Origin of the sequence: Pseudogemmatithrix spongiicola, from assembly GCF_030623445.1 — a bacterium.
In the GTDB taxonomy this organism is placed as follows: Bacteria; Gemmatimonadota; Gemmatimonadetes; order Gemmatimonadales; family Gemmatimonadaceae; genus Pseudogemmatithrix; species Pseudogemmatithrix spongiicola.
Window position 1 is genome coordinate 906,955 of the sequence record NZ_CP130613.1, and the last position, 25,540, is coordinate 932,494.

A 25,540-nucleotide genomic window follows, 5' to 3' on the forward strand; every position below is an offset into this window, starting at 1 on the left:
CGGCTCCCGATGCGCCAGTTGTCTCTCGCCCTGCGCATGCTGCGCAAGACGCCGTTCGTCACGGCGGTCGCAGTGCTCTCGCTCGCCCTCGGCATCGGGGCGAATGCGGCGATCTACTCGATGTTCGACCAACTCTTGCTGCGCGCGCTGCCGGTGCCGAACGCCCATGAGTTGGTGAGCTTGGCATCGCCAGGTCCCAAGCCCGGCAGCACCTCGTGCAACCAGCAGGGCGAGTGCTCGGCGACGTTCTCGTATCCGATGTACCGCGACCTCGCCGAGAAACAGTCGGCGTTGGCGGGCATCGCCGCGAGCCGGATCTTCGGGGCCAGCCTCTCCGTCGATAACGAGCCGAGCGTCGGCGAAGGCGCGTGGGTCTCGGGCAGCTACTTCCCGACGCTTGGCGTGCAGCCAGCGCTCGGCCGCCTCCTCGGCCCCGACGACGACCGGATTCCCGACGGCCACGATCTCATGGTAATCAGCCACACCCTGTGGCGCGACCGGTTCGCGTCGCGGGCGGATGTCGTGGGCAAGTCCATGATCGTCAACGGACGCTCCATGGAGATCGTCGGCGTGCTGCCGGAGTCGTTCACCGGGACCACCGCGGGCTCGCGTCCGCTGGTGTACATCCCGCTGGCCATGCGCTGGGCCTTCTCGACGTCGGGATACAAGGGCTACGAGAATCGCCGGGACTACTCGCTGTACGTGTTCGGCCGGCTGAAGCCCGGCGGCACGCTCGCGGAGGCGCAGGCCGCACTCAACACGCTGTACCAGCCGATCCTGACGGAAATCGAGGCGCCGCTGCAGGACGGGATGAGCGACGCGACGTTGGAGCGCTTCAAGGCGCGGCGCATTGAACTCGAACCGGGCGCCCGCGGCCAGAGCCGCATCCACGCCGAGGCGCGTACCCCGCTCCTGCTGCTCTTCGCCATCACGGGGACGGTGCTGCTGATCGCCTGCGCCAACGTCGCGAACCTCTTGCTCGCCCGCGGCGCCGGTCGTGCCACCGAGATGGGCGTCCGCCTCGCACTGGGCGCTTCACGCGGGACGTTGCTGCGCCAGCTGATGACGGAGTCGCTCCTCCTGTCAGCGCTCGGTGGCGTCGTGAGCCTGTTCGTGGCGCGCTGGACGCTCGCGGGGATCGGCAGCTTGCTGCCGCCCGAGGCCGCCGCATCGATGACCTTTGCCGTGGATTGGCGCGTGATGGCCTTCGCGGCGATCCTCGCAGTCGCCACCGGCTTCGTCTTCGGCCTCTATCCGGCGCTGCAGGGCACCCGCGCCGACCTCATCTCGGCCATCCGTGCCGGCGCGGGACAGATCGCCGGCGCGCAGGGCTCGGCGCGGCTCCGCAACGCGCTGGTGACGGTGCAGATCGCCCTGTCGATGGCGCTCTTGGCCTCGGCCAGCCTGTTCGTGAAGTCCTTGAGTCAGGTGTCGAAGGTCGACCTCGGCATCACGATCGAGGATGCCATCACCTTCTCGACGTCGCCGGCCCGCGTGGGCTACGATACGCTGCGCTCGGGGGTGTTCAATCGGCGGCTCGAGGAGGAGTTGAAGAGCCTGCCGGGCGTCACGGGCGTGACCTCGTCGATGGTGGGCCTGCTCGCGGGCAATGACTGGGGCAACGACGTACGTGTGCAGGGCTTCGAATGCGGGCCGGATACGGACTGCAATGCCGTGTACAGCGAGGTCGGTCCGGAGTTCTTCACGACGTTGGGCGTGCGCATGGTCGCGGGGCGCGATTTCACCGAATCGGACATCGCGGGCGCCACGCAGGTCGCGGTGGTGAACCAGCGCTTCGCCGAGAAGTTCGGTCTGGGCAGCGATGCCGTGGGCAAGTTCATGGGGCGTGCCGGAGCCGACGGCGATTCGTTGCGCATCCTGATCGTCGGCCTGGTGCCGAACATCGCGTATAACAACGTGCGCCAGGACGAGCCGCTGCCGGTGTTCTACATCCCGTGGAGGCAGAACGCACGCACGACCTTCATGAACTGGTACGTGCGGAGCTCGCTGCCTCCGGAGCAGTTGCTGCCGCAGATCCCGGCCCTGGTGAAGCGCTTGGATGCGTCGCTGCCGGTGGAGGACCTCAAGACGATGCCGCAGCAGATTCGCGAGAATGTGTTCCTCGATCGCATGATCAGCATCTTGGCGAGCGCGTTCGCCGTGCTGGCGACGCTGCTGGCGGCGGTGGGGCTCTACGGCGTGATGGCGTACTCAGTCACGCAGCGGACCCGCGAGATCGGCGTGCGGATGGCACTCGGCGCCGACGCGGACCGCGTGCAGGCGTTGGTGCTGCGCCAGGTCGCGTGGATGTTGGCGATCGGCGGCGCGGTGGGGCTGGCGGCGGCATTTGCGCTGGGTCGGGCGGCGCAGTCTCTTTTGTTCGAGATACAGCCCTACGATCCCGTGGCGCTTGGAATCTCTACGGCCCTCCTCGCCGTAGTGGCGTTGGGTGCCGGTTACCTGCCGGCCCGCCGCGCCTCGCGCGTGGATCCGATGCATGCCCTCCGTTACGACTGACGCCTGAATGGACATTGTCCGAACTCCCCCCAAGCGCACGGGCCGCAAGGTCGCCATCGGCGGCGGCATCGCGGCCGTGCTGCTCCTGACCATCGCCGTCGCGAGGCTCGACCCCGCGGTGCCCACCGTGGCCCGCGCGGGTGTGATCATCGACTCCGTGCGGCGCGGCGACGTGACGCGCGAGGTGCGCGGACCAGGGTCGCTGGTGCCCGAGCAGATCCGATGGATCACGGCCCAAGCGTCGGCGCGCGTCGAGCGGCTCTACGTGCAGTCCGGCGCGGCGATGGGTGCGGGCCAGCTCATCCTCGAGCTGTCGAACCCCGACCTGCAGATCCAGACCATGCAGGCCGAGCAGCAGGTGCGGCAGGCGGAGATCGACCTGCTCAACCTGCGGACGAACCTCCGGAGCGCGCTGCTCACGCAGGAAGGTGTGGTCGCGACGACGCGCACGCAGTACGTGAGCGCCTTGCAGGAGGCGGCCGCTGCCGATTCGCTCATCAAGCGCAACCTGGTGAGCGAGTTCGACCTGCGGAACCGCCGCGCCCAGGCCGAGGAGATGACCACGCGCCTGCGCCTGGAGCAGGAGCGGCTGCAGCTGATGGCCGGTGCCATCGACAGCCAGATTGCCGTGCAGGCGGGGCAGGTGGAGCAGCTGCGCGCCATTGCGGCGAACCAGCAGGCGCGGCTGCGCTCGCTGACGGTGCGCGCGCCCGATGCGGGCGTGCTGCAGGAGCTCGATCTCGAGCTCGGGCAATGGGTGCCCGAGGGGACCGCGCTCGCGAAGGTGGTGCAGCCGGGCCGCCTGAAGGCCGAACTGCGCATCCCCGAATCACAGGCCAAGGATGTGGCGATCGGCCAGCCAGCCAGCGTGGATACGCGCAACGGCATCGTCCGCGGTCGCGTCGCCCGCAAGGACCCGTCGGCGGTGGGGGGATCAGTGCTCGTGGACATCGCCCTCGAGGGGCCGCTGCCGGCGGGCGCAGTGCCTGACCTCTCGGTCGATGGCACGATCCAAGTGGCCCAGATGAATGGCATTCTCTACACGGGTCGCCCCGCGGTTGGCGCCGCGAGCGGCTCGGTCACGATGTTCAAGCTGGAACCGGACGGCGTGCATGCCGTACGGGTGCAGGTGGAGCTGGGCCGCAGTTCCGTGAATACGATCGAGATCCTCCGCGGCCTCGAGCCCGGAGACCGCGTAGTGCTGTCGGACATGACCCAGTACGCGAATGTCGATCGCGTACGCATCAAGTGAGGCTGGAATGACGACGTTGATCCGCATGGAAGGCATCAAGAAGGTCTTCACGACGGATGAGGTCGAGACGCACGCGCTGTCCGACATCCACTTCTCGATCACCAAGGGCGAGTACGTGGCCATCTCCGGCCCGTCGGGTTGCGGCAAGACGACGCTGCTCTCGATCCTCGGACTGCTCGATGCCCCGAGCGGCGGCGTCTACGAACTCGCGGGCCACCGCGTCGAGACGCTCTCGCCGGCCGACCGCGCGCGCGTCCGCAACCGGCAGATCGGCTTCATCTTCCAGGCCTTCAATCTCATCGGCGACCTGACGGTGGCGGAGAACGTCGAACTGCCGCTGACCTACCGCGAAGACATGAGCGCCAGCGAGCGCAAGGACCGCGTGGCGCGCGCGCTCGAGCGCGTGGGCATGAGCCATCGCGCCAAGCATTTCCCGGCGCAGCTCTCGGGCGGTCAGCAGCAGCGTGTGGCCGTGGCCCGCGCGGTGGCCGGCGACCCGGCGATCCTGCTCGCCGACGAGCCGACGGGTAACCTCGACTCGAAAAACGGCGAGGCCGTGATGGCGCTGCTGCAGGAGCTGCACGGGCAGGGCAGCACGATCTGCATGGTGACGCACGACCATCGCTACGCGCAGCATGCCTCGCGCGAGGTGCATCTGTTCGACGGTAAGGTGGTGCAGCCGGCGATGATGGGCGCCGCGTAGCCCCTCGCCAAACGCTCGGCGCGGGTGCAGCGTAGAGGGCGCAACGGCGGGTCCCCTCTACGCTCACCCCGAGGTTCGTGTATGCGTGCTGGCATGCTGCGGCTGGTTCCGGTGATCCTGTTTCTCGCGGCCTGCGGCGGCGCCGCCGGTACGTCCGGCAGCGCAAGCGCCGGGGCCGCGCCCGCAGCCGCCCGAGGGCCCAGCCCCGAAGAGCTCGCGGCCATCGCCCGCGGCGACTCGCTCTTCAACGGTGGCGGGTGCCAACGCTGCCATGGCCAGAAGGGTGTGGGCGCCCAGAACGGGCCGAGTCTCGTGGCCGGTCCGTGGCTGCACGTCGACGGCTCGAAGGCGCAGATTGCGGCGCTGATCACCCGCGGCGTGCCGCGTGAGGAGTTCAAGAACAGCGAGCGCCCGTTTGCGATGCGGCCCCGTGGCGGCCCGATGAACCTCACCGACGCCCAGGTGCAGGACCTCGCCGCCTACGTCGTTTCGATCTCACGCGCCAAGTCCGCGCGCTAACCCTTGGACTCCATCCCGATGTCGAAGCCCCTGGCCCTGTTCGCGCTGCTGCTCGCCATCGCGCCGCTGCAAGCCCAGCGGCTCGCCGCGCCGTCGCCCAACGCCATCAGCGAGCTGCGGGACACCATCCTCGTCTACGGCCAGGACCGCGGCGCGCTGCTGCGGCGCTGGACGGTCCCGTACTCGGTAGATCGCGCCGCGCGCATGCGCACGTTCTATACGGAGTGGCGCGCGCGACTCCAACGCATTGACTTCGCGCGGCTCTCGCAGGAAGGCAGGATCGACTACCTCCTGCTCGACAACCGCCTTCGCCAGGAGCTCGATCAACTCCAGCGCGACGACCGTCTCGCCGCCGAGATGAAGTCCTACGTGCCGTTCGCTTCGACCATCGCGGGATTCGAAGAGGCGCGCCGTCGCCTCGAGACGCCCAATGGTCAGCTGGCCGGTCGTGCGCTGGCCGACATGGCGAAGCAGATCGACTCGCTGACCAAAGCCGTGCGCGCCCGCGCGCCGCAGAGCGCGCAGATCCCGCGCGCCGAGCGCATCACCGGCCTGCGCACGGTCGAGTACCTCGGCGACCTGCAGACCCAGCTGCGCAACTGGAACCGCTTCTCGTCGGGCTACGATCCGGAGTTCACGTGGTGGACGGCCGATCCGTTCCGGCGCGTGAATGACGGCATCACGGGCTACCAGCGCGCCATCCGCGAAGTCGTGATTGGGCAGAAGCAGGGCGAGGAGGAGCCGATCATCGGCGACCCGATCGGCGTGGCCGGCGTGAACGCCGACCTCGCGTTCGAGATGATTGCCTACACGCCGCAGGAACTGCTGGCGCTGGCCGAGAAGGAGTTCGCGTGGATCGAAGCCGAGCAGCGGAAGGCGGCGCGCGAGATGGGCTTCGGCGACGACTGGCGAGGTGCGCTCGAGAAGGTGAAGCAGGCCTTCGTGCCGCCGGGCGACCAGCCGGCCATGGTGCGCGACCTCGCGCGCTCGGCGGTGAAGTTCATCACCGACCGCGACCTCGTGACCGTGCCGCCGCTCGCCGACGAGGTGTGGCGTATGGAGATGATGCCGCCCCGGCAGCAGCTGGTGTCGCCGTTCTTCCTCGGGGGCGAGATCATCCAGGTCGCGTATCCAACCGACTCGATGCAGCACGACGACAAGTTGATGGCGATGCGCGGCAACAATCCGCACTTCTCGTTGGCGACCGTGCACCACGAGCTGATTCCCGGGCATCACCTGCAGGGCTTCATGACGCAGCGCTACAATGCGCACCGCCAGATGTTCAGCACGCCGTTCTGGGGGGAGGGCTGGGCGCTGTGGTGGGAGATGCTGCTGTGGGACAACCAGTTTGCGCCGACGCCCGAGGACCGCATGGGCATGTTGTTCTGGCGTTCGCACCGCGCCGCGCGGATCATCTTCTCGCTGCGATTCCAGATGGGCCAGATGACGCCGCAGGAAGCCGTGGACTTCCTGGTGAATCGCGTGGGCCACGAACGCGCGAACGCCGAGGCAGAGGTGCGGCGCTCGTTCAACGGCACGTACTCGCCGATGTACCAGGCGGCCTACATGCTCGGCGGCCTGCAGTTCCGCGCGTTGCATACGGAGCTCGTGAAGAGCGGGCGCATGACGAACAAGGAGTTCCACGACGCTATCCTGCAGGGTGGGCGGATGCCCGTCGAGATGGTGCGGGCGCGGATGCTGAACCTGCCGCTTACGCGCGACTGGAAGCCGGCGTGGCGTTTCTACAATTGACGTGATGCGCCATTCGCCCATCAGTCTCGCCGACGTCGAGGCCGCCGTCGCGCGGCTCGCCCCCCACCTCACGCCGACGCCGGTGCGGCAGTACCCGCGCCTCGACGCCGACATCGGCCACGGCATCACGGTGTTCGTGAAACATGAGAACCACCACCCGACGCAGAGCTTCAAGATCCGCAACGGGCTCAACGCGGTGCTCGGACGCAGCGCGCCGGAGCGCGCGCGTGGCTGCATCGGGGCGAGCACCGGCAACCACGGGCTCGGCATCGCGTACGCCGGGCGGCTGACGGGAACGCCCATCACGGTCTGTGTACCGGTGGGCAACAATCCCGAGAAGAACGCGGCGATCCGGGCGCTCGGCGCGACGCTCATCGAGGCGGGGGCGCGCTACGACGAGACGATCGCCGAGTGCCGGCGTCTCCAGGAGGCCCAAGGGCTCGCGCTGCTGCACTCGACGAACGATCCGCTCGTCGTGGCCGGCGCCGGCACCATGACGCTCGAGTATCTGCGGCAGGCGCCCGAGCTGGATGCGCTGATCCTGGCGCTCGGCGGAGGCTCGCAGTCCGTCGGGGCGCTCACGGTGGCCGCGGCGCTGCGGCCGTCCCTCAAGGTGTACGCCGTGGGGGCGACCGGCGCGCCGGCGCAGTACGAGAGCTGGCGCCGCGGCGAACGCCTCGAGGGTCAGGCGTCCGACACCTTTGCGGAAGGCATCGCGACGGGGTCGGCGTATGCGTTCACCTTCGACGCGCTGCGCGAGGGACTCGCGGGTTTCGTGCAAGTGACGGACGAGGCCATGCGCGCGGCAATCCGCGACCTGCTCCGCTACACGGGGAATCTCGCCGAGGGGGCCGGCGCGGCTGGGCTCGCGGGGCTGCGCGTGCTGGCGCCACAGCTCGCCGGTCAGCGCGTCGGCATCGTGATGTGCGGTGGCAATCTCAGTCTGGCGGAGTTGCGGCGGACGATGGATACGCCCTGACCATCATCGCGTCGACCAGCTGGCGGAGCACGTCGGGGCGATTGCCCTGCATGTGGTTGCCGGGCAGCCACACGAGTTCCTTGGGCGCCAACGCGGCCGCGTAGAGGATCTCCACCGAGCGCCGGGGGATCTTCTCGTCCGCCTCGGCGTTGAGCATCACGACCGGGCGCGGCGCGACCTGCGCGATCCAGCGTTCGGGCGTGAAGCGCGGGCCAGACGCCAGCACGTTCGCGAGGTGCGAGACCGGGGCGCGCAGCCAGCGATTCGGGATCTCCTTCTCCAGCCCGCGATCGATCATCGCGTGCGTGTCGCCGCCGCCGTGCGCGAGCCAGAGCCGCGTGACGCGTGGGTCACGTGCGGCGGCGATGGTGGCAAACGGCGCACCGAAGCTTGCGCCGACCAACTCGACGCGCGTGCTGTCCACGTCGGCACGCGCCAGGAGATAGTCGAGCGCGAGATGCACCGCGGGCGGCGTGTCGTAGAGCGCGCGCCTGATGAGCGGTACCTGCGCGACGATCTCGAGGCCCTTGGCCCGGTGGTTGCCCTCGAAGGGGTACTCGAGCGAGGCAAAGACGGCGCCCCGCGTATCACCGATCAGCGCGCCGGCGCCGCGGCCGCGTTCGTGGCCGCCGAGGATCAGGAACAGCGGACGCCGCGTCGAATCCCGCTCGGTCGCGGCGGGAATCGGGCGGCGGATGGCCAGCGCGATGCGCTGGCCGGTGTTCGAGGTGAGGCGCAGGTGAATCTCTCGCGTACCGGCGGAGTCGGTCGTGGACTCTTCCTCGATGGCCGTGACCTGGCCCCGCCGCGCCTCGAAGTACGGGACGGGATCGCGCAGGAGCCATGCAAGCATCGCGGCGGCGCCGATCAGCGCCACCGCGATGCTTCCAGCGATCCAACGCCAGATGCGCCGCACGCTCAGGGCTTGAGCGCCTTGACCTCGGCCGGGAGCTCGAAGAGCTTCGCGTCCTGCGGGCCGAACTCCATCGACGTGGTGGTCATGGTCATCTGCATGCCCATCATGTTCGACTCGATGCGATGCGGCATCAGGAGGCCGCTGACCGTCTTGTAGTCGCGCATGAACATCTCGACTTCGATCTCGCCGGCCTGCGACATCTGCTTCGTGACCGAGCGCACGAGCAGGCCCGAGGCGTTGGAGAAGCAGTCGGTGGACTCACGGCCTGACTTCCACGTGAACTTCACGCAGGTCGTCATGTCACCGGCCGCGTCGTAGGTGCCGGCGGGCTCCATGGCGGAGAACTGGTCGGGACTGCGCGCGATGCTGTTGAGCGTCGAGCCTTCGATGAGGGCCGCCGCCTCGAGCCCGCCGAGGACGCGCGGGCCCTGCATCGGATCGGTGGACCACGCGGTGCTGCCGTCATGCCCCTGCTTGATGGTGCCGAGGCCCGGGATCTCCGTGACCACGACGAGGAGGTTCGGGCGCGCGGCCACGGCGTTGATGGTCATCGACATGCCCATCGCCGGCGCTTCCATGTTGACGGTGGACTTCATGCCCTGGATCGACGCCAGCGCGCCGCTGGGATCGACCGCCTTGTTGTAGCGGTCGAGGATGGCGGTCGGCGTCTGCGCGGTGAGGGTCGGCGCGGCGGCCGCGACGGCCACGAGGGCGGCAAGGGCGGAACGGAGGATACGGCGGGACATCGGTACTCCTGTGGAGGTGGGGTTCTACGCGATGTGCGGGGTTTACGGACGCGACAGCGACTCGGCGAGCCACGCTCGCGCGGCTTCGAGGGCGGCGTCGCGTCCCTCGGCGAGTTCCTTACGGACCAGCGGCGCGCGAGTGTCAGGTACTACCCCGACGCCTTCGATTCGGCGCCCGGAGGCGTCAACGTGATCGGCGATGGGGTGCATCAGCACGTCGCCGGACGGCAGGCGGAGCATGGCGGCCGGCAGGGATTGTCCCGCCGACGTCTCACCGAACACGCGGGCCCGTCCGAGCGACTGCATCCCCGCAGCGAAGAACTCCGACGCGCTGGCGGTCATGCCATCCACCAAGATGGCGACGGGCGCAGAGATGACGCCGACGCGTTCGCCGGCCGGCGTCGCGCGGCGTGGGTTCGCGGTGAGGCGCAGGTCCGCGCCGCGCCCGCGCATGGAGCCCAAGGACCAGGTCGAGTCCGAGAAATGTCCAGCGAATCCGCCGATCATTCCTACCGCGCCGCCGCCGTTCCCGCGCAGGTCGATGATCACGGCTGGTGCCGTGCGCGCGGCGAAGGCAAAGCGGTCCAAATCCTGGATGACGACGGGGAACCAGCCGCTGAAGCTGATGATCGGAATCGTGACTGCACCGCGCGGGGTCGCCACGGGTGTGCTGTCCAGCGCGGCGCGCACCATCATCGGCGGCAGGTTGCCGTATCGCGAGAGACGGCCCGGCGCTGCCGCACGCACGAGCGTGTAGCGGCGCATACCGCCGTCGAGGCCGCGCACGGCGAGCGTGACGCTATCGCCGCTCGGCCCGTCGAGTCGGCTCGTCATCACTTGCAGGAACAACGTATTCGCTTCGTGTACGCCGCTGTCGAAGGCCCGCCGCAGACGCACGCGGACGGAGTCGACCTCGAGGCCATCGACGGACACGAGGGCGTCCCCGGGTCGCACGCCCGCCTGCGCGGCCGCGCTGCCCGGCACGACGCGCCACGCGACCAGCGTGTCGCCGGCGAGGCGAGGGACGATGCCCGCGGTGCCGGGTGTCGCGCTCGCGGGCGTACGCGTATTGGTTGCGCTGGGAATCGCGTCGGCCGGAATGAGCACGAAGTGTGACTGGCCCGGCACGCGAATGAGCGTGCGTATCGCCGTCCTCGCCTCGTCGAGCGTGGGCGACGCGCCGAGGGCACGGCGCAGCGAGTCGTGCGCAGCCCGCCACCGACCGTTCACCAACGCGGTGTCGAAGTAGGTGCGGGCCATCGCACTCCACGCCGAGTCGAAGACCGCCAGCGGTGCGATCTCCTGCGCCGCGAGGCGCGACGTGCCCGTGAGCGCGAACGCGCACACGAGGGTGAGCACTCCGACGCGCGCGTGGCGCGACCCTAACGGCATGGACTCAGGCACGCAGCAACTCCGGGTCGTCGTGGCGATCGGGCTCGCGCCACGCGAGGATCGCGCTCGGTAGGGTGAGCAGGTAGATGAACAGCCCCGAGAAAATGATGTTCCACTCATCATACGTCGAGGGGACCCACCACAGCTTGAGGTCAATGCCGAGTGCGATCCAGATGACGCCGAGCAGGACAATGCCGGACGCGATTCGGTACGCGTCCAGGTATGCAGCGTTGCGCAAGGCGAGCTGCCGCTCGTCGAGCCGGCTGTCGATGTCATCGCCGATCGCCTTGCCGACGCGGCCCACGCGTTCGATGGCGAACTGCCAGAGGATCAGGATGGTCATCGCCAGGTGAGTGAGCGCGAAGAAGTTCGAGTCGCGCATCGTGATCCACAGCAGCACCGAGAGCAGCGGATAGCTCGTCGCGAAGATCAGGATGTTGCGGCGGCGGACGTGCAGTGGCGGAATGGTCGCGGTCGTCGTGGTCATGGACGGGTACCTCGGTCCGAGGGAAGGGCGTCAGGGCGGGCGTAGACCATTTGCGAGAGCGGGGCGAACGGCTGGCGCGAGAAGATCGCCTCGACCGGCAGCGCGAAGAGCTCGGCGATGCGGAGCGCGAGATCGAGCGATGGGTTGTACTCGCCGCGCTCGAGGTAACCGATCGTCTGGTAGTTCACACCGAGGGCTTCCGCGAGTTGCTGGCGCGTGAGGTCCCGTTCGGCGCGGAGGACCGCGAGCCGGTTATGGATGCGCGGACCTTCGTTGGATGCGCTTGATGTCTTCATGGTGCACGTAATGTTGTATACATACAACAAAATGTCAACATTATTGGATGGAAGGTATTGTAACAACTACTGCATGAACGGAAGTCGTTGTGTCTGCTACCTTTAGGGCGTGACGCACACCGTTCTCCCCCCCGCCGACTGCGCCGCGCTCGTGCCCGAGCTGCTCGAGACCCGCAACCCAAACGTCTGGGTCTATCGCTATTCGCACCCGCAGGCCGGGTGGACGCTCTCGATTGCGACGCACGCGCCGCCGGGTTCCGGCAAGCTCTCGTTGGGCGGATTCCGCATCGCGCCGCTGGAACGCACGGAGTCGCCGGGGTTCACGACCGACCGCGAGAGCATCGCCCTCGCGATGGGTATGGAGGAGAAGGTCCACTGGTCACGCGTGATTCGCGTCGGCGGGCCGTTGGCGTTGCGCGACCTCACGCGGGTGGTGGGCGGCAAGTGCGTGCTCGCGCCGACGCCGGAATCGCGCGTCGGCAATCCCCGCGACGCCGAGATGCTGGCCTGGGCGGCGGAATGCTTGGCCGACTGCGAGCGGACCGCGGGTATCCATATCACGACGGGGCAGGATCTCGGACACGGCCGCATGCATGGCGGCGCGATGGGATCGCTGGAGTTCCTCAATGCGCGTTTCGCGGGCAGCGTCGTCGCCGACACGTCGGTGCCGACGGGTGAGGGCAACTACCAGATCCTGCACGGGATGCTGCGGGCCTTCGGATTGCCGCTCGAGCGCACCACTGTCGGCTTGATTGGCTGCGGCAACATCGGCATGCACATCATCGCGCAGCTGCGGCAGCACGCGGGCGTGACGATCCTCGCCTGCGAATCGCGGGACGAGCGCCGCGCCGAGTTGGAGGCGATGGGCATCCGCACCTGGGGCCCGGAGCGGAAGCAGGAGTTCCTTGCGCTGCCCATGGACGCGTTGGTCGTGAACGCGGCGGGCGCGACGCTGGATTCCGTGTCCGTGGCCGCATGCGCGGCGAACGCGCGGTTGAAGGTCGTCTGCGGCAGCGAGAATCTCGTGATGCCGGACCAACATCGCGGGGTCGAGACGCTGCGCGCCGCGCAGAAGGTGTACGCGCCCACGGAGCTTGGCGGCATGATGGGCTATCTCACCGCGGTGGAGCAGTATCTCGCGGTGATCGAGGGCAAGCGCTTCGAGGTGGCGACGATGCTCGAGGCGGCGAAGCGACTGGAGGTGGCGGGGTACGAGACGACGGCGCGCATCATCGCGGGTGGGCATCGCGAGGATTTCGAGACGGCGGTCACGGCGTTGTACGCATGACGGGACACTGGGCGCCGACGCCTTGACGTGCGCGTCGGCGCCCGATAGCCTTCCCATCACAACCGAAGCCCGTGGTGATTTGCCGCGATTGCCGCCACGCTAAACAAAGTGCTAAAACGCTACGAGCCCGCGGCGACCCCGTGGGTTTTTTCGTTCACACGGTGTCGCTTCCGGACCGTCCCCTGCGGCCCTCTCGATCGAGAGGGCCTTTGCGTTTCGCGGTGTCCTTTCATCCGTGGAGCGCCTGTGTCCCCGTCCGCCATCCCGCCGCATCCCTCGTCCGCATCGCGTGCGCCGCAGCGCCTCGCGTTGCCGCCTCTCGCGCTCGACAGCGGGCGAATGCTTCGCGATGCCACCATCGCGTACCACGTGGACGGTGCGCTCAACGCCCGCCGCGACAACGTCGTGCTCGTGTTGCATGCACTCACCGGCTCGGCTGATGCTGCGGGCGATTGGTGGGCGCCGCAGATCGGGCCCGCGCGCGCCATCGATACGACGCGGTGGGCCGTGCTTGCGCCAAACCTGCTCGGCTCGTGCTACGGCAGCTCGGGACCGAGTAGCATCGACGGATTCCCGGTGCTGACGGTGCGCGACCAGGCGCGTGCGATCGCCGTGCTGCTGGAGCGCCTCGGCATCGAGCGCGTCGCGCTCGTGGTCGGCGGATCGCTCGGCGGCATGGTGGCGTTGGAGTTCGCGGCCGGCTTTCCCGGCCGTGCGCTGCGGGCCTTGGTGTTCGCGGCGCCGGCGCGACTCGGCGCGGGTGCGATTGCATGGTCGGCGGTGCAGCGGCAGGCGCTCGCGTTGGGAGGCGACGCGGGACTGGCCTTGGCGCGGCAAATCGCCATGCTCTCATACCGAACGGCACCGGGGCTCGATGCCCGATTCGGCCGCGAGCGCGGTCGTGACGGCAGCTTCCGTGTGAGCGAGTGGCTGGCGCGGCACGGCGAGCGACTCGTGGCGCGCATGGATGCCGAGACGTATCGCACGCTCATTGACGTGATGGACACGCACGATGTCGCGGGCGATCGCGGGGGCATCGGCGAGCGGCTGCGGGCCTCGCGCACGCAGTTCACGGGCGTCGGGATTCCCGGCGACCTGTTCTGCGACGCCAGCGAAGTGCAGGCGTGGGTCCGTGCGGCCGGCGGCGCGTATCGGGAACTCCACTCGGTGCATGGGCACGACGCGTTCCTCATCGAGCATGCGCAGGTGTCCGCACTGCTCCGCGAGGCGTTGGGCGAGTCCGCGACTGCTGCGGCGAGCGCGGTGGAGGTGGCCGCATGACGTCAGTCGTGAAGGTCGCGGTGGCCGGCTGCGGCACCGTCGGTGCGGCGCTGCTTGACTTGCTGGAGCGGCATGGCGAGGCACTGCGGCAGCGTCGCGGTGTGCGCTACCAAGTCACGCGCGTGCTGGTGCGGGATGCCGATCGCCCGCGCGCGGTGTCGGTGGACCGCGCGCTGTTCACCGATCGCGTGGACCACTTCCTTGAGACTCCCGCGGACATCGTGGTCGAAGCCATCGGCGGCACGACGGCGGCGCGCGCCGTCGCGCATGGCACGTTGGTGCGCGGCCGGCGATTGGTGACCGCCAACAAGGCCCTGTTGCGCATCGAAGGGCCGGCGCTGGATGCGCTGGCCCGCGCGCATCGCGCGGCCGGTGCCACGCTCGACTTCGAGGCGGCGGTCGGGGGCGGCGTGCCGGTGGTGCGCCTGCTGCGCGAGTCGCTGGCCGGCCACGGACTGCATCGCATCCGCGGCGTGCTCAACGGCACCACCAATTACATCCTCTCGCGTGTCGAGCAGGGCGTCCCGTTTGCGGACGCACTCGCGGCGGCGCAGCGGGCGGGCTTCGCCGAAGCCGATCCCACGCGCGACCTCGACGGCACCGATGCCGCGGACAAGATCGCCGTGCTGGCGTGGCTGGGCTTCGGCGTGGATCCGGCGGCGCTGCGCGTGCGCGCGACGGGCATCGATGCGTCGTTGGCGCTCGAGGCGCGCGCGGCCGCGCGGCGTGGACGCGCCGTGCGCCTCGTCGCGACCGCTGTCCGCATCGGCGACGGCGTGCATGCCACCGTCGCCCCCCGCGTGGTGCCGCGCGGGCATCCCTTCGCGCAGGTGCGCGACGAACAGAACCTCATCCAACTCGAGAGCGAGAGCGCCGGCACGTTGACCGTGGCCGGTGCGGGCGCCGGTGGCTCCGCCACCGCGTCCGCCGTCCTCGCCGACATCCTTCGCCACGGAGCCACCAATGCCGCATCCTGAAACGCTCGCCATTCGCACGCAGCATCCGACCACGCCGAACCGCGAGCACTCGGTGCCGCTGTTCCTCACGTCCAGTTTCGTATTCGACGACGCCGAGCAGGCGCGCGCGCTGTTCGCGGAGGAGCTCGAGGGGCCGGTGTATAGCCGGTACTCGAATCCCAACACGGACGAGTTCGTGCGCAAGCTCTGCCTGCTCGAAGGTGCGGAGGACGGAATTGCCACCGCGTCCGGCATGAGCGCTGTGTTCACGGCGATCGCGTCGCTGGTGCACTCGGGGGACCACATCGTCGCGGCGCGTGCGCTCTTCGGCTCCTCGCACCAGCTGCTGACGCGGGTGTTTCCGAAGTGGGGCGTCACGCATACCTACGTGGACGGCGGCGAGGCGGAGGCCTTCGCCGACGCGATCACGCCGGCGACCAAGCTCATCTTCGTCGAGACGCCGTCGAACCCCGGCCTCGACCTCGTGGATCTCGAGGCGCTCGGGCGGCTCGCGCAGTCACGCGGCATCCCGCTCGTCGTGGACAACTGCTTCTCGACGCCCATCCTGCAGCAGCCGATCGCGCTCGGCGCGTCGTTGGTGGTGCACTCAGCCACCAAGTTCATCGACGGTCAGGGCCGTACGCTTGGCGGGGCGATCGTCGGGCACAAGGCGCTCGTCGCCGAGGCGCGGTTCCTCGCGCGGCATTCGGGACCGGCCCTCAGCCCGTTCAACGCCTGGGTGCTGAGCAAGAGCCTCGAGACGCTGGCGCTGCGCCTCGAGAAGCATTCGGCGAACGCCCTGCACGTGGCACGCTGGTTGGAGACGCATCCAGCCGTGCGGCGGGTGCGCTATCCCCACCTGCCGTCGCATCCGCAGTTCGCGCTCGCGACGCGGCAGATGCGCTGGGGCGGGGGCGTGCTGACGCTGGATGTGGGGAGTTACGAGACGGCGCGCCGGGTCATCGATGGCCTGCGGCTCTGCTCACACTCGCCGAACCTCGGCGACGTGCGGACAATCGTGACGCATCCGGCGTCGACGACGCACTCGAAGCTGACCGAGGAGGAGCGGCAGCGCGTGGGCATCACGCCGGGGCTGCTGCGCATCTCTGTCGGGCTCGAGCATCCCGACGATGTTGTCGCGGACCTACGGGCTGCGCTAGCTGTCGGTTCTAAAGAGGTTGTTCACTGAGGCATAACTGAGGAAGCTGGAGGTGCGAGCCACCCAACCTTCAGCCAGAGGCCTCAGTGAACATCCACAACAATGCGCGATTGACCGCCTGGGGGCGAGCCGAGCTCGTCCGCCGGGTGGTCCTCGACGGCGAGCCGGTGCGCGCCGTCGCCGCGGCCCTCCACATCAGCCCGAGCACGGCTTACAAGTGGCTGCGCCGCTTCGCGGCCGGGGGCTGGGCGGCGCTGGCCGACCGCTCCTCGCGCCCGCATCGCTCGCCGACCGCCACGCGGCCGGCGCTCATCGAGCGGATTCTCCGCCTGCGCGCGACGCGGCTCACCGGGCCGGAGATCGCGGAGCGGCTCGGGCTCGCGGTCTCGACCGTGGGCCGGGTCCTCACGCGCGCGGGCCAGGGCCGGCTGAAGGGCCCGGGGGCGACGGGCGGGCCGCGCTACCAGCGCGAGACGCCCGGCGAGCTCGTGCATGTCGACACGAAGGCCCTCGATCGCTTCGTCACGGCGGGCCATCGCGCGCACGGCAACCGCTCGAAGGTCGGCCGCCGTCGGGGGCTCGGGCAGGACCATCTCCACGTCGCGGTCGACGACGCGACGCGGCTCGCGTACGCGGCGCTGCTACCGACACAGGACGCGGCGGCGTGCACCCGCTTCCTCGAGGCGGCGCGCCGCTGGTTTGCGCAGCTGGGCATCGCCGTCACCGGTGTGATGACCGACAACGCCAAGGCGTACACGAGCCACGCGGTGCAGGCCGCGCTGGCCGCGCACGGGATCCGGCACCTGCGCACCAAGCCCTACCGCCCGCAGACGAACGGCAAGGCGGAGCGCTTCATCCAGACCGCGCTCCGCCGCTGGGCCTACAAGAAGCCATACCGGACCTCGGCGCACCGCAACGCGGCGCTGCCCGACTTCCTAGATTGCTACAACGTCGAACGGCCGCACCGGTCGCTCGGCCGCGTCCCGCCGCTGCTCCACTTCCTCATGCAGCGTGAACAACGTCCTTAGAACCGACAGCTAGCGGGCGCGGAACTTGTCGAGCGCGGCCTTGGTGAAGTCGCTGAGGACCATGCGGCCGCTCATGGCGGCACGCTCCGCCATGCGTGATTCCCAGTCGTCGATGTCGCGCCAGAAGATGCGCTTCATCTCGCGCATCGCCTCGGGGTTGTAGCCGGCGAGGCGCTGCGCAAACGACTGCACCACGGCGTCGAGGGCGTGTGTGTTGTCGACAACCTGCGAGTAGAGGCCGTGGCGCTCGCACCACTGGGCATCGTGCCAGTCGGCGTGGACGGCGAGGTTCATGAACGGCGCGGGACCGAGCTTGCGCTCGAGCACTACGCCGACGACGAAGGGCCCGATACCAACCTGCAACTCGGAGAGCTTGGCCTGCGCGGTCTCGACGGCGAAGGAGTAATCGCTGGCGGCGATCACTCCGAGGGCTCCGCCGGCGGCGCGGCCGTGCACGCGCGTGATCACGAACTTCGGCGCGCGGACCATGGCGAGGATCACGCGGGCGAAGCCGGAGAAGAAGTCCTGGCCTTGCTCGGGCGTGGCGACGGCGGTGAACTCGTCGAAGCTGGCGCCGGCGCAGAAGGCGCCTTCGCCGGCAGAGCGCAGGACGATGACGCGGGCGTCGGGGTCGTTGCCGAGGGTGGTGATACCCGCGGCCAGCTCGCGCAACAGCGCGGAGGGCAGGGAGTTGCCCTTGGGGTGGAAGAACTCGACGGTTCCGATGCCGTCGGCGACGGAAAGCTGGACGCGTCCGTCCGTGAGGGCGCTGGGGGCGGGGCTGGTCGGCGTCATAGCGGGAAACATACTAAATTGCGGGCTATGGCCCAGACGACCGTTCCCCAAGAGGATCCGGCGCTCCTCGCCGCCTTCGAGGCGCGCATTGCCGCCGGTGAGAGCATCGAGCCCAAGGACTGGATGCCGGAGCGCTACCGCAAGCAGCTGACGCGCATGATGGCGCAGCACGCGCACTCGGAGATCGTCGGCATGCTCCCCGAGGGCAACTGGATCACGCGCGCGCCCTCGCTGCGGCGCAAGATGAGCCTCATCGCCAAGGTGCAGGACGAGGCGGGGCACGGCCTCTACATCTATTGCGGCACCGAGACGCTGGGCGTGGACCGCCACGACCTGTTCAACCAGCTGCTCGACGGCTCGGCCAAGTACTCGTCGATCTTCAACTACCCGACGCTGAGCTGGGCCGATATGGGCGTGATCGGCTGGTTCGTCGACGGCGCGGCGATCGTGAACCAGACGGTGTTGGCGAAGGCCTCGTATGGGCCCTACGCCCGCGCGATGGTGCGTATCTGCAAGGAAGAGAACTTCCACAAGCGCCAGGGCTTCGAGATCTGCGCGACGCTCGCCAAGGGCACGCCGGCGCAGAAGGAGATGCTCCAGGACGCCGTGAACCGGTTCTGGTGGCCGTCGCTGATGATGTTCGGGCCATCCGACAAGGATTCGCCGAATTCCGCCGAGCTGCTCAAGTGGCGCGTGAAGCGGAAGACCAACGACGAGCTGCGTCAGCGCTTCGTGAACCTGACCGTGCCGCAGGCGCAGGCGATTGGCGTGACGCTGCCGGATCCGGATCTCAAGTACAACGCCGAGACCAAGAACTGGGAGTTCGGCGAGATCGACTGGTCGGAGTTCTGGGAAGTGGTGCAGGGCAACGGGCCGTGCAACGCCGAGCGGCTGGCGGCGCGGAACAAGGCGCACGATGACGGGCAGTGGGTGCGCGAGGCGGCGTTGGCGCACGCCGCGAAGCGGTCGGCGAAGTCCTCGGCGGCGTAACTGCTGTCACCACGAAGGCACGAAGACACGAAGGGGTTTTTCGATGAGCGTTGAACAGTCTTGGCCGTTGTGGGAAGTGTTTACCCAGGGGAACCAGGGTGAACCCTTTGAGCACGCGGGCTCGCTGCACGCGACGGACGCGGAGCATGCGCTGCAGAACGCGCGCGATGTGTACACGCGGCGCGGCGAGGCGGTGAACCTGTGGGTGGTGCCGTCGTCGGCGATTACGGCCTCGGCGCCGTCGGATGCGGGGCCGTTCTTCGAGCCCGGCAACGAGAAGGCCTACCGGCACCCGCAGTTCTACAAGGTGCCGCAAGGCGTGCGTGTGTTTTGATGGCGAAGCACGAGGAGGAAGAAGGCGGCATCGCGGCCGGTGAGGCGAAGGCGGGCGTCGGCGCGGTGGCCGGGACGCGGGGGCCCCAGCTAGGTGCGCCGCTGGTTGAGTACTTCCTGCGGCTTGGGGACGATCGCCTCATCCTCGGGCATCGGATGTCCGAGTGGACGGGGCACGGGCCCATTCTCGAAGAAGACATCGCGACGGCGAACATCGCGCTGGATCTCATCGGGCAGGCGTCGCAGCTGCTCAAGCTGGCGGGCGAGACCGAGGGCAAGGGGCGCGATGAGAACGCGCTGGCCTATTTTCGGGACGGGACGCAGTTCCGGAACTGCCTGCTCGTGGAGCTCCCGAAGGGCGACTTCGGCGACACGATGGTCCGCCAGTTCCTGTTCGATGCGCAGAGCGTGCTCGTGCTCGACGAGCTGACGAAGTGCGGGCACGCCGAGCTCGCGGCGATCGCGGCGAAGGCGATCAAGGAAGACAAGTATCATCTGCGCCACTCGAGCGAGTGGGTGGTGCGCCTCGGGGACGGCACGGACGAGAGTCACGCGCGCGTGCAGGCGTCGCTGGATCGCCTGTGGAGGTACACGGGCGAGCTCTTCGCGACCGACGAGGTGGATCGCGCCGTTGCCGCGGCGGGCATCTCGATTGACATGGCGGGCATCAAGGCGCGCTGGGACACCATCGTGAACGACGTACTCGGGCGCGCGACGCTGACGCGGCCCGCGGACGGCCCGATGCAGCGCGGCGGGCGGCGCGGCCGCCACACGGAGCACATCGGCCACCTGCTCGCGACCATGCAGAGCGTGGCGCGGGCGCATCCCGGCGCGACTTGGTGACCTTCAGCCGCGACCGGGTGTTCGAGATCCTCGGGACCGTCCCCGATCCCGAGGTGCCCGTCATCTCCGTCGTCGAGCTTGGCATCGTGCGCGACGCCGCGCAGCGCAGTGATGGGACCGTCGAGGTGACGATCACGCCGACCTACAGCGGCTGCCCGGCGATGTTCGAGATCGAGCGCGACGTCGTGTCCGCGCTCGAGGCGGCCGGTGCGCCGTCCGTCGAGGTGAAGACCGTGCTCTCCCCGGCGTGGACGACGGATTGGATCCCCGAGACGGCGCGCGAGAAGCTGCGCAAGTACGGCATCGCGCCGCCGGGGCCGGCAAACGACGGCGGCTTGGTCACGCTGGTGCGCGCCAAGCCGCCGGTGCAATGCCCGTGGTGCGGCTCGCGCAACACCACGCTCAAGAGCGAGTTCGGGTCCACGGCCTGCAAGGCCATCCATGTCTGCAAGGACTGCCGGCAGCCGTTCGACGAGTTCAAGGCGATCTAGCCTACACCTGCTTCACCTTCCAGCGACCGCGCCGGAAGAGGATCGCGCTGACGATCGCCAGCGCGGAGTACGCCATCGGCACGGCGATGAACACGCCGCGGAATCCCAGGTCGGTGCGCTGCGACATCCACCAGGCCAGCGGGATCTGCAGCACCCAGAAGACGAAGAAGTTGATCCAACTCGGCGTGCGCGTGTCGCCCGCGCCGTTGAAGGACTGCTCGAGCACCATGCCGAGCGCATACAGCGGGAAGCCCAGCGACATGACGCGCAGCGCATAGCTCGCGACCGCACGCACGTCGGCTGCCTCGCTGAACCAACTCACCATGGTCGGCGCGAAGATCCAGAATGCCACGCCCGTCAGGCCGAGCACGAGCATGTTGATGCGCGCCGCCACCCACACCGAGCGTTCGGCGCGATCGGGATTCTCCGCGCCCAAGGCTTGGCCCACCATCGTGGCTGCGGCGGCCCCGACGCCGTACGCGGGCATCAAGGCGAACAACAGGATGCGGATCGAGATCGTGTAGCCGGCGACCGCCGCTGCGCCGAACGTCGACGTGAGCCGCACGAGCCAGATCCAGCTCATCGAGCTCAGCGCCACCTGCACCGTGCCCCAACCGGAGAGCTTGGCGATGCTGAACATCGTCGCCGGCTCGACGCCGAGGTGGTGCTTGTGCACGTGCAGGTTGCCCTCGCCGGTGCTCAGGTGCCACAGCGCCCAGAGGAACCCGATGGCGCGGCCGATGAACGTGGCCCACGCGGCGCCGACCAACCCGAGCTCCGGAAAGAACCCGACGCCGAAGATCAGCAGCGGGTCCAGCACGATGTTGATGGCGTTGCCAAGCATCAGCACGCGCATCGCCACGGCGGCATCGCCGGCACCACGGAAGGCCGCGTTCACGAGGAAGAGCAGGAACACCGCGCCGTTCGCCGCCAACGACACCCGCGCGAAGCCCGTGCCGACCGCGAGCACCTCGGCATCGGCACCCATCAGCGCGAGCAAGTCGGGCGCGAAGATCGCGCCGAGGACGCCGAGCACGGAGGAGAGGAGCAGGCCGAGGAGCAGGGCCTGGACCGTGGCGCGCGCGGCGGCGTCTGGGTCTTTCTCGCCGATGCGGCGTGCCACCGTGGCGGTGGCACCGATGCTCAGGCCCATCGCGACGGTGTAGATGACGACCATCAGCGATTCGGTGAGCCCGATGGTTGCGACGGCGGCGGGGCCGAGGCGCCCGACGAAGAAGGCATCGACGACCGCGAAGATGCTTTCCATCGACATCTCGAGCACCATCGGCACCGCGAGCAGGAAGATCGCGCGCCCGATGGGACCCTGCGTGTAATCGTGCTCCGCGCCGCGGATGGCGTCGCGGATGTCGCGCCAGAGACCGCTCGACGCGGGTGCGGGGGCTGCGGTGGATTCGGGACTGCTATGCATGCAGAACGCTCACGGAGTCAAAAGAAGACGCCCCCACTGCTGAGCGAAGCAGGAGGGGCGTGGAGTCCGCGAGGCGCGGCCGGAGTGGCGCGGCTACCCGAGGTGCCCTGCTTCGCAAACGCATACCGGACCGACGACGTCGGTCATCGCCGGGCGGAGCCGGACGGCAGCGTGGGTGGTGGCGAGCAGGATCATCGACGTGAGGCTCAGGTTGGGGAAGCGGTCGGAAGGTACAGCGGGATTCAAAGTCGGGCAATCCCCGATGGGTCTAGATGCGCAGTATGCGCTCCACGGCCGACACGATCTCGGCCTCACCCGGGAGTACCGCGGCGAGGAGGTCCGGATGGTACGGCATCGGGATGTCCTGCGGCGCGAGGCGCTCGACGGGGGCATCCAGATACCAGAAGGCCTCCTGCGTGACGGTCGCGGCGATCTCGGCGCCGAAGCCGGCGGTGATGTTGTCCTCATGCACGATGAGGCAGCGGCCCGTCTTACGCACGCTGGCCAGCACGGCGTCGCGGTCCCAGGGGGCGATGCTGCGCAGGTCGAGGAACTCGACCGCGTCGCCCATGGGCTTGATGGCATCGGCGATGCGATGCACCATGGCGCCCCAACTGACGAGCGTGAGCGCCTTGCCCTCCTGGACGAGCCTCGCCTTGCCGAACGGCAGCACGTAGTCGTCGCCGGGATAGCGGGCTGCGCCATCGCCGGTCATGAGCAGCGCGCGGTGCTCGAAGAAGATCGTCGGATTCGGGCTGCGCATCGCGGCGCGCAGCAAGCCCACGGCATCGGCGGCGTTCGACGGCATCGCCACCTGCCAACCATACGCATGCGCGAAGCGCACTTCGTCGCTCAGCGAGTGCCAGGGATCGCCCACGTCCTTGCCGAAACCGCCGGGCATGCGCACCACCATCGGCGAGGCGAAGCGATTCGCCGTACGCCAGCGCAAGGTGCCGGCATTGTTCAGTTGCTCCGTGGCCGGATCGGCGTATTTGCGGAACTGGATCTCGGCGACGGGCATGAGCCCGCTGATGGCGAGACCGGCGGCACGGCCGATGATCCCCTCCTCGCTGAGCGAGGTGTCGAAGACGCGGTCCGAGCCGAACTGCTTCTGCAGGCCTTCGGTCACGAGATGCACGCCGCCCTTCTTGCCGACGTCCTCGCCGAAGACGACGACCTTCGGGTTCACGGCGAGTTCATGGCGCAGCGTGCGGCGTACCGCCTCGGCGAAGCGCAGCAGCTCGCCTTCGTCCTGCGCGGCATCGCTGCCGCCGAGCTTGCGGCGCTCGGCGCGACGCAGGCCGCCGAAGGCCTCGGGCGCGTCGTCGGTGTCATTGGCGTAGCGATGCTCGGCGATCTTGCTGGCGTCAGGCTTCGGGCGATTCCGCGCCGCCGCCAGCGCACGCTCGACGTCGCGCGCGACTTCCGTCTCGAGCTGGCTCCATTCGGCCGCGCTCATCACGCTGGGCACGAGGAAGCTGCGGAGCCGCGGCAGGGGATCGCGCTTCTGGTCGGCGGCGATCTCGGCGTCGCTGCGGTATCCCTTCTGGTTGTCGGGCCCAGAGTGCGACGACAGGCGCGGGACCGTGAGGCGGACGAGCGCGGGACCCTCGCCGCTGCGCACGTGCGCGACGACTTCCTCGAGCAACCGCGCGGACTCCGCGGGATCCGTCCCGTCGCCATCGCGGATCAGGAGGTTCTTGAACGAGGCCAGGTTCTCGGCGATGTTCGCGCCAGGCGTCTGGAAATCGCCGCTGACGGAGATGCCGAGGTTGTTGTCCTCGATGTAGAACAGCATCGGCAGCTTGAGCGTCGTCGCCATCGTGAGCGCCGCCCAGAAGCCGCTCGTGGCCACGGAGGCATCGCCGCCAAGCGCGACGCCGATGGAGCCGTTGAAGCGATAGTCCTTGAGGATATCCCGATAGTACGTGATGCCCTGCGCCCAGCCGGCGGTGGGTGTGTACTGCGAGCCGACGTCGCCGGCCATCGGCAGGACGATGCAGCCTTCTTCGCGCGGGAAGTTGCAGACGACGCCGATGTCGCGGCCATCGGAGAACCCTCCGGCGCGGCCCAGCGGTGAGCCGAGCGCATCTTCGAGGGTGAGTCCCAGCGAGAGCAGCAGCGGTCGGCTGCGGTAGTACGCCCCGGCGGCGTCGCGCTTGCCGGTCAGCAGCTGGCCGAGGATGACCTGTGCCATGTCATGGCCGCGGGCCGAGAACTGGTAGAGGACCACGTGGTCCTTGGGGACCGTCGCGCGGTTGCGGTTCGTCTGCTCCTCGACATCGTCGAGGGCGCGCGAGCACAGGACGTGGTAGGCGACCTTGCGCCAATCGAGGGCGGGCCCGGCGGGCGGTTTCGTCTTCGGCGGCATTGGGGCCAAATCTAGCATCTGGAACTGCTTTCACCACGAAGGCACGACGACACGAAGGAATCGGCGCCGTGAGGCCCTGCGCGCTCAGCGATGCCGCCGCGCGCGGAGGATAGGAGTGCCGGGCACTGATTGGACACGACGCCGGACGGTTTCCTCCGTGTCTTCGTGTCTTCGTGGTGCGTGTCGTAGTCTGTGCCCTTGGGCAGCACCACGCTGTAGATTTCCCCCTATGCCGAGCATCCTGAGCGAACTGAAGGACGGGGTCCTGGAGCTGACCCTGAACCGGCCGGACGTGCTGAACAGCTTTGACCGCGCGATGGCGCAGGCACTGCAGGGGGAGCTGGCGCGGGCCGCGGGCGAGCCGGAGATCCGGGCGGTGTTGCTGACCGGCGCCGGGCGCGGATTCTGCGCGGGGCAGGACCTCCAGGAGGCGCTGCCCCAGGGTGACGGGCCGATGCCCGACATCTCCGAGATTGTGCGTGCGAGCTACAACCCGATCATCAAGGCCATCCGCACGCTGGAAAAGCCGGTGGTCTGCGCGGTGAACGGCATCGCCGCGGGCGCCGGGGCCAATCTCGCATTCGCTTGCGACCTCACGATCGCCGCCGAAGAGGCAAGCTTCGTCGAGAGCTTCGCGAAGTTGGGGCTGATTCCCGATACCTCCGGCACGTTCTTCGTGCCGCGGCTCGTCGGGTCGCAGCGGGCCACCGGCATGTTCTTCCTTGCCGGCAAGGTGAGCGCCAAGCAGGCCAAGGAGTGGGGTCTGATCTGGGACACCGCGCCGGGCGCCGAGCTGCTGGCGACCACGCGAGCGCTGGCCGCGTCGTTGGCCACGCAGGCGACGCGCGGCTTCGGGCTCACGAAGCGCGCGATGAACGCATCGTGGGCAAATGGCCTCGACGAGCAGCTCGAGATGGAAGCCCGCTGCATGCAGGAAGCCGGGCGCACCAAGGACTATGAGGAAGGCGTGCGCGCCTTCCTTGAAAAGCGCGCGCCGACATACCGAGGGCAGTGACG

The 25,540-nt window shown here is 68.9% G+C and carries 24 protein-coding genes and 1 riboswitch; of the genes, 16 read left to right on the forward strand and 8 right to left on the reverse strand.

The window, feature by feature from the left end:
• Positions 1 to 9 precede the first annotated feature (9 nt).
• The 6 genes from Strain318_RS04050 (at position 10) to Strain318_RS04075 (ending at position 7,722) form a co-directional block, all read left to right on the forward strand.
• On the forward strand, positions 10 to 2,517 hold the full coding sequence (locus Strain318_RS04050; protein WP_367887250.1) for an ABC transporter permease: 2,508 nt from the start codon (positions 10 to 12) through the stop codon (positions 2,515 to 2,517).
• 7 nt (positions 2,518 to 2,524) lie between these two features.
• Positions 2,525 to 3,769, forward strand: coding sequence for an efflux RND transporter periplasmic adaptor subunit (locus Strain318_RS04055; protein WP_367887251.1), 1,245 nt, complete (start codon positions 2,525 to 2,527; stop codon positions 3,767 to 3,769).
• A 7-nt stretch (positions 3,770 to 3,776) separates the two neighbouring features.
• Positions 3,777 to 4,472: an ABC transporter ATP-binding protein gene (locus tag Strain318_RS04060; protein ID WP_367887252.1), complete on the forward strand. Its 696-nt coding sequence runs from the start codon at positions 3,777 to 3,779 to the stop codon at positions 4,470 to 4,472.
• A gap of 81 nt (positions 4,473 to 4,553) precedes the next feature.
• The gene (locus Strain318_RS04065; RefSeq protein WP_367887253.1) at positions 4,554 to 4,991 is read left to right on the forward strand and encodes a c-type cytochrome; all 438 of its coding nucleotides are present in this window, start codon (positions 4,554 to 4,556) and stop codon (positions 4,989 to 4,991) included.
• A gap of 18 nt (positions 4,992 to 5,009) precedes the next feature.
• On the forward strand, positions 5,010 to 6,743 hold the full coding sequence (locus Strain318_RS04070) for a DUF885 family protein (RefSeq protein ID WP_367887254.1): 1,734 nt from the start codon (positions 5,010 to 5,012) through the stop codon (positions 6,741 to 6,743).
• Positions 6,744 to 6,747: 4 nt separating this feature from the next.
• A complete protein-coding gene (locus Strain318_RS04075; protein ID WP_367887255.1) occupies positions 6,748 to 7,722 on the forward strand; it encodes a threonine ammonia-lyase in 975 nt (324 codons plus the stop codon).
• On the opposite strand, the gene Strain318_RS04080 is transcribed toward Strain318_RS04075, so the two are convergent.
• From Strain318_RS04080 to Strain318_RS04100, 5 genes are read right to left on the reverse strand one after another with little or no spacing between them, the layout of a single operon-like run.
• Positions 7,682 to 8,638: an alpha/beta hydrolase family protein gene (locus tag Strain318_RS04080; RefSeq protein ID WP_367887256.1), complete on the reverse strand. Its 957-nt coding sequence runs from the start codon at positions 8,636 to 8,638 to the stop codon at positions 7,682 to 7,684. The genes Strain318_RS04075 and Strain318_RS04080 overlap by 41 nt on opposite strands.
• A 2-nt stretch (positions 8,639 to 8,640) precedes the next feature.
• The gene (locus Strain318_RS04085) at positions 8,641 to 9,384 is read right to left on the reverse strand and encodes a hypothetical protein (protein WP_367887257.1); all 744 of its coding nucleotides are present in this window, start codon (positions 9,382 to 9,384) and stop codon (positions 8,641 to 8,643) included.
• 42 nt (positions 9,385 to 9,426) lie between these two features.
• The gene (locus Strain318_RS04090; protein WP_367887258.1) at positions 9,427 to 10,788 is read right to left on the reverse strand and encodes a S41 family peptidase; all 1,362 of its coding nucleotides are present in this window, start codon (positions 10,786 to 10,788) and stop codon (positions 9,427 to 9,429) included.
• Positions 10,781 to 11,263 carry a hypothetical protein gene (locus Strain318_RS04095; RefSeq protein ID WP_367887259.1) on the reverse strand — a complete coding sequence of 161 codons (483 nt, stop codon included), beginning with the start codon at positions 11,261 to 11,263 and terminating at the stop codon, positions 10,781 to 10,783. The genes Strain318_RS04090 and Strain318_RS04095 overlap by 8 nt, the downstream gene beginning before the upstream one ends.
• A complete protein-coding gene (locus Strain318_RS04100; RefSeq protein WP_367887260.1) occupies positions 11,260 to 11,559 on the reverse strand; it encodes a helix-turn-helix transcriptional regulator in 300 nt (99 codons plus the stop codon). Before Strain318_RS04100 ends, Strain318_RS04095 begins: the two co-directional genes overlap by 4 nt.
• Positions 11,560 to 11,668: 109 nt before the next feature.
• On the opposite strand from Strain318_RS04100, the gene Strain318_RS04105 reads away from it, so the two are divergent.
• From Strain318_RS04105 to Strain318_RS04125, 5 genes are all read left to right on the forward strand, one after another.
• Complete coding sequence (locus Strain318_RS04105) at positions 11,669 to 12,847, forward strand: hypothetical protein (protein WP_367887261.1); 1,179 nt, start codon at positions 11,669 to 11,671, stop codon at positions 12,845 to 12,847.
• A 61-nt stretch (positions 12,848 to 12,908) separates the two neighbouring features.
• Positions 12,909 to 12,982, forward strand: a riboswitch (SAM riboswitch).
• Between the two features lie 111 nt (positions 12,983 to 13,093).
• On the forward strand, positions 13,094 to 14,128 hold the full coding sequence (locus Strain318_RS04110; RefSeq protein WP_367887262.1) for a homoserine O-acetyltransferase family protein: 1,035 nt from the start codon (positions 13,094 to 13,096) through the stop codon (positions 14,126 to 14,128).
• Entirely contained in the window at positions 14,125 to 15,105 is a 981-nt protein-coding gene (locus tag Strain318_RS04115; RefSeq protein WP_367887263.1) for a homoserine dehydrogenase, read from the forward strand. Before Strain318_RS04110 ends, Strain318_RS04115 begins: the two co-directional genes overlap by 4 nt.
• Complete coding sequence (locus tag Strain318_RS04120) at positions 15,092 to 16,273, forward strand: trans-sulfuration enzyme family protein (protein WP_367887264.1); 1,182 nt, start codon at positions 15,092 to 15,094, stop codon at positions 16,271 to 16,273. The genes Strain318_RS04115 and Strain318_RS04120 overlap by 14 nt, the downstream gene beginning before the upstream one ends.
• 56 nt (positions 16,274 to 16,329) lie before the next feature.
• On the forward strand, positions 16,330 to 17,271 hold the full coding sequence (locus tag Strain318_RS04125) for an IS481 family transposase (protein ID WP_367886306.1): 942 nt from the start codon (positions 16,330 to 16,332) through the stop codon (positions 17,269 to 17,271).
• A gap of 9 nt (positions 17,272 to 17,280) precedes the next feature.
• Here Strain318_RS04125 and Strain318_RS04130 read toward each other — a convergent pair whose 3' ends face one another.
• The gene (locus Strain318_RS04130; RefSeq protein ID WP_367887265.1) at positions 17,281 to 18,066 is read right to left on the reverse strand and encodes an enoyl-CoA hydratase/isomerase family protein; all 786 of its coding nucleotides are present in this window, start codon (positions 18,064 to 18,066) and stop codon (positions 17,281 to 17,283) included.
• Positions 18,067 to 18,093: 27 nt separating this feature from the next.
• Between Strain318_RS04130 and paaA the strand changes: the two genes are divergently transcribed.
• From paaA to paaD, 4 genes are read left to right on the forward strand one after another with little or no spacing between them, the layout of a single operon-like run.
• Positions 18,094 to 19,056, forward strand: a complete 963-nt coding sequence (paaA, locus tag Strain318_RS04135) for a 1,2-phenylacetyl-CoA epoxidase subunit PaaA (RefSeq protein WP_367887266.1) — start codon at positions 18,094 to 18,096, stop codon at positions 19,054 to 19,056.
• A gap of 43 nt (positions 19,057 to 19,099) precedes the next feature.
• On the forward strand, positions 19,100 to 19,390 hold the full coding sequence (gene paaB / locus Strain318_RS04140; protein ID WP_367887267.1) for a 1,2-phenylacetyl-CoA epoxidase subunit PaaB: 291 nt from the start codon (positions 19,100 to 19,102) through the stop codon (positions 19,388 to 19,390).
• Complete coding sequence (paaC, locus tag Strain318_RS04145; RefSeq protein WP_367887268.1) at positions 19,390 to 20,232, forward strand: 1,2-phenylacetyl-CoA epoxidase subunit PaaC; 843 nt, start codon at positions 19,390 to 19,392, stop codon at positions 20,230 to 20,232. The genes paaB and paaC overlap by 1 nt, the downstream gene beginning before the upstream one ends.
• The gene (paaD, locus tag Strain318_RS04150; RefSeq protein WP_437436311.1) at positions 20,226 to 20,723 is read left to right on the forward strand and encodes a 1,2-phenylacetyl-CoA epoxidase subunit PaaD; all 498 of its coding nucleotides are present in this window, start codon (positions 20,226 to 20,228) and stop codon (positions 20,721 to 20,723) included. The genes paaC and paaD overlap by 7 nt, the downstream gene beginning before the upstream one ends.
• Before the next feature lies 1 nt (position 20,724).
• Here the strand turns inward: paaD and Strain318_RS04155 are convergent, their stop codons facing one another.
• Together Strain318_RS04155 and Strain318_RS04160 are read right to left on the reverse strand one after the other, a co-directional pair.
• Complete coding sequence (locus Strain318_RS04155; RefSeq protein WP_367887270.1) at positions 20,725 to 22,152, reverse strand: MATE family efflux transporter; 1,428 nt, start codon at positions 22,150 to 22,152, stop codon at positions 20,725 to 20,727.
• A 268-nt stretch (positions 22,153 to 22,420) separates the two neighbouring features.
• Positions 22,421 to 24,523, reverse strand: coding sequence for a transketolase C-terminal domain-containing protein (locus tag Strain318_RS04160; RefSeq protein ID WP_367887271.1), 2,103 nt, complete (start codon positions 24,521 to 24,523; stop codon positions 22,421 to 22,423).
• Positions 24,524 to 24,752: 229 nt separating this feature from the next.
• Between Strain318_RS04160 and Strain318_RS04165 the strand changes: the two genes are divergently transcribed.
• Positions 24,753 to 25,538, forward strand: a complete 786-nt coding sequence (locus Strain318_RS04165; protein WP_367887272.1) for an enoyl-CoA hydratase-related protein — start codon at positions 24,753 to 24,755, stop codon at positions 25,536 to 25,538.
• Positions 25,539 to 25,540 lie beyond the last annotated feature (2 nt).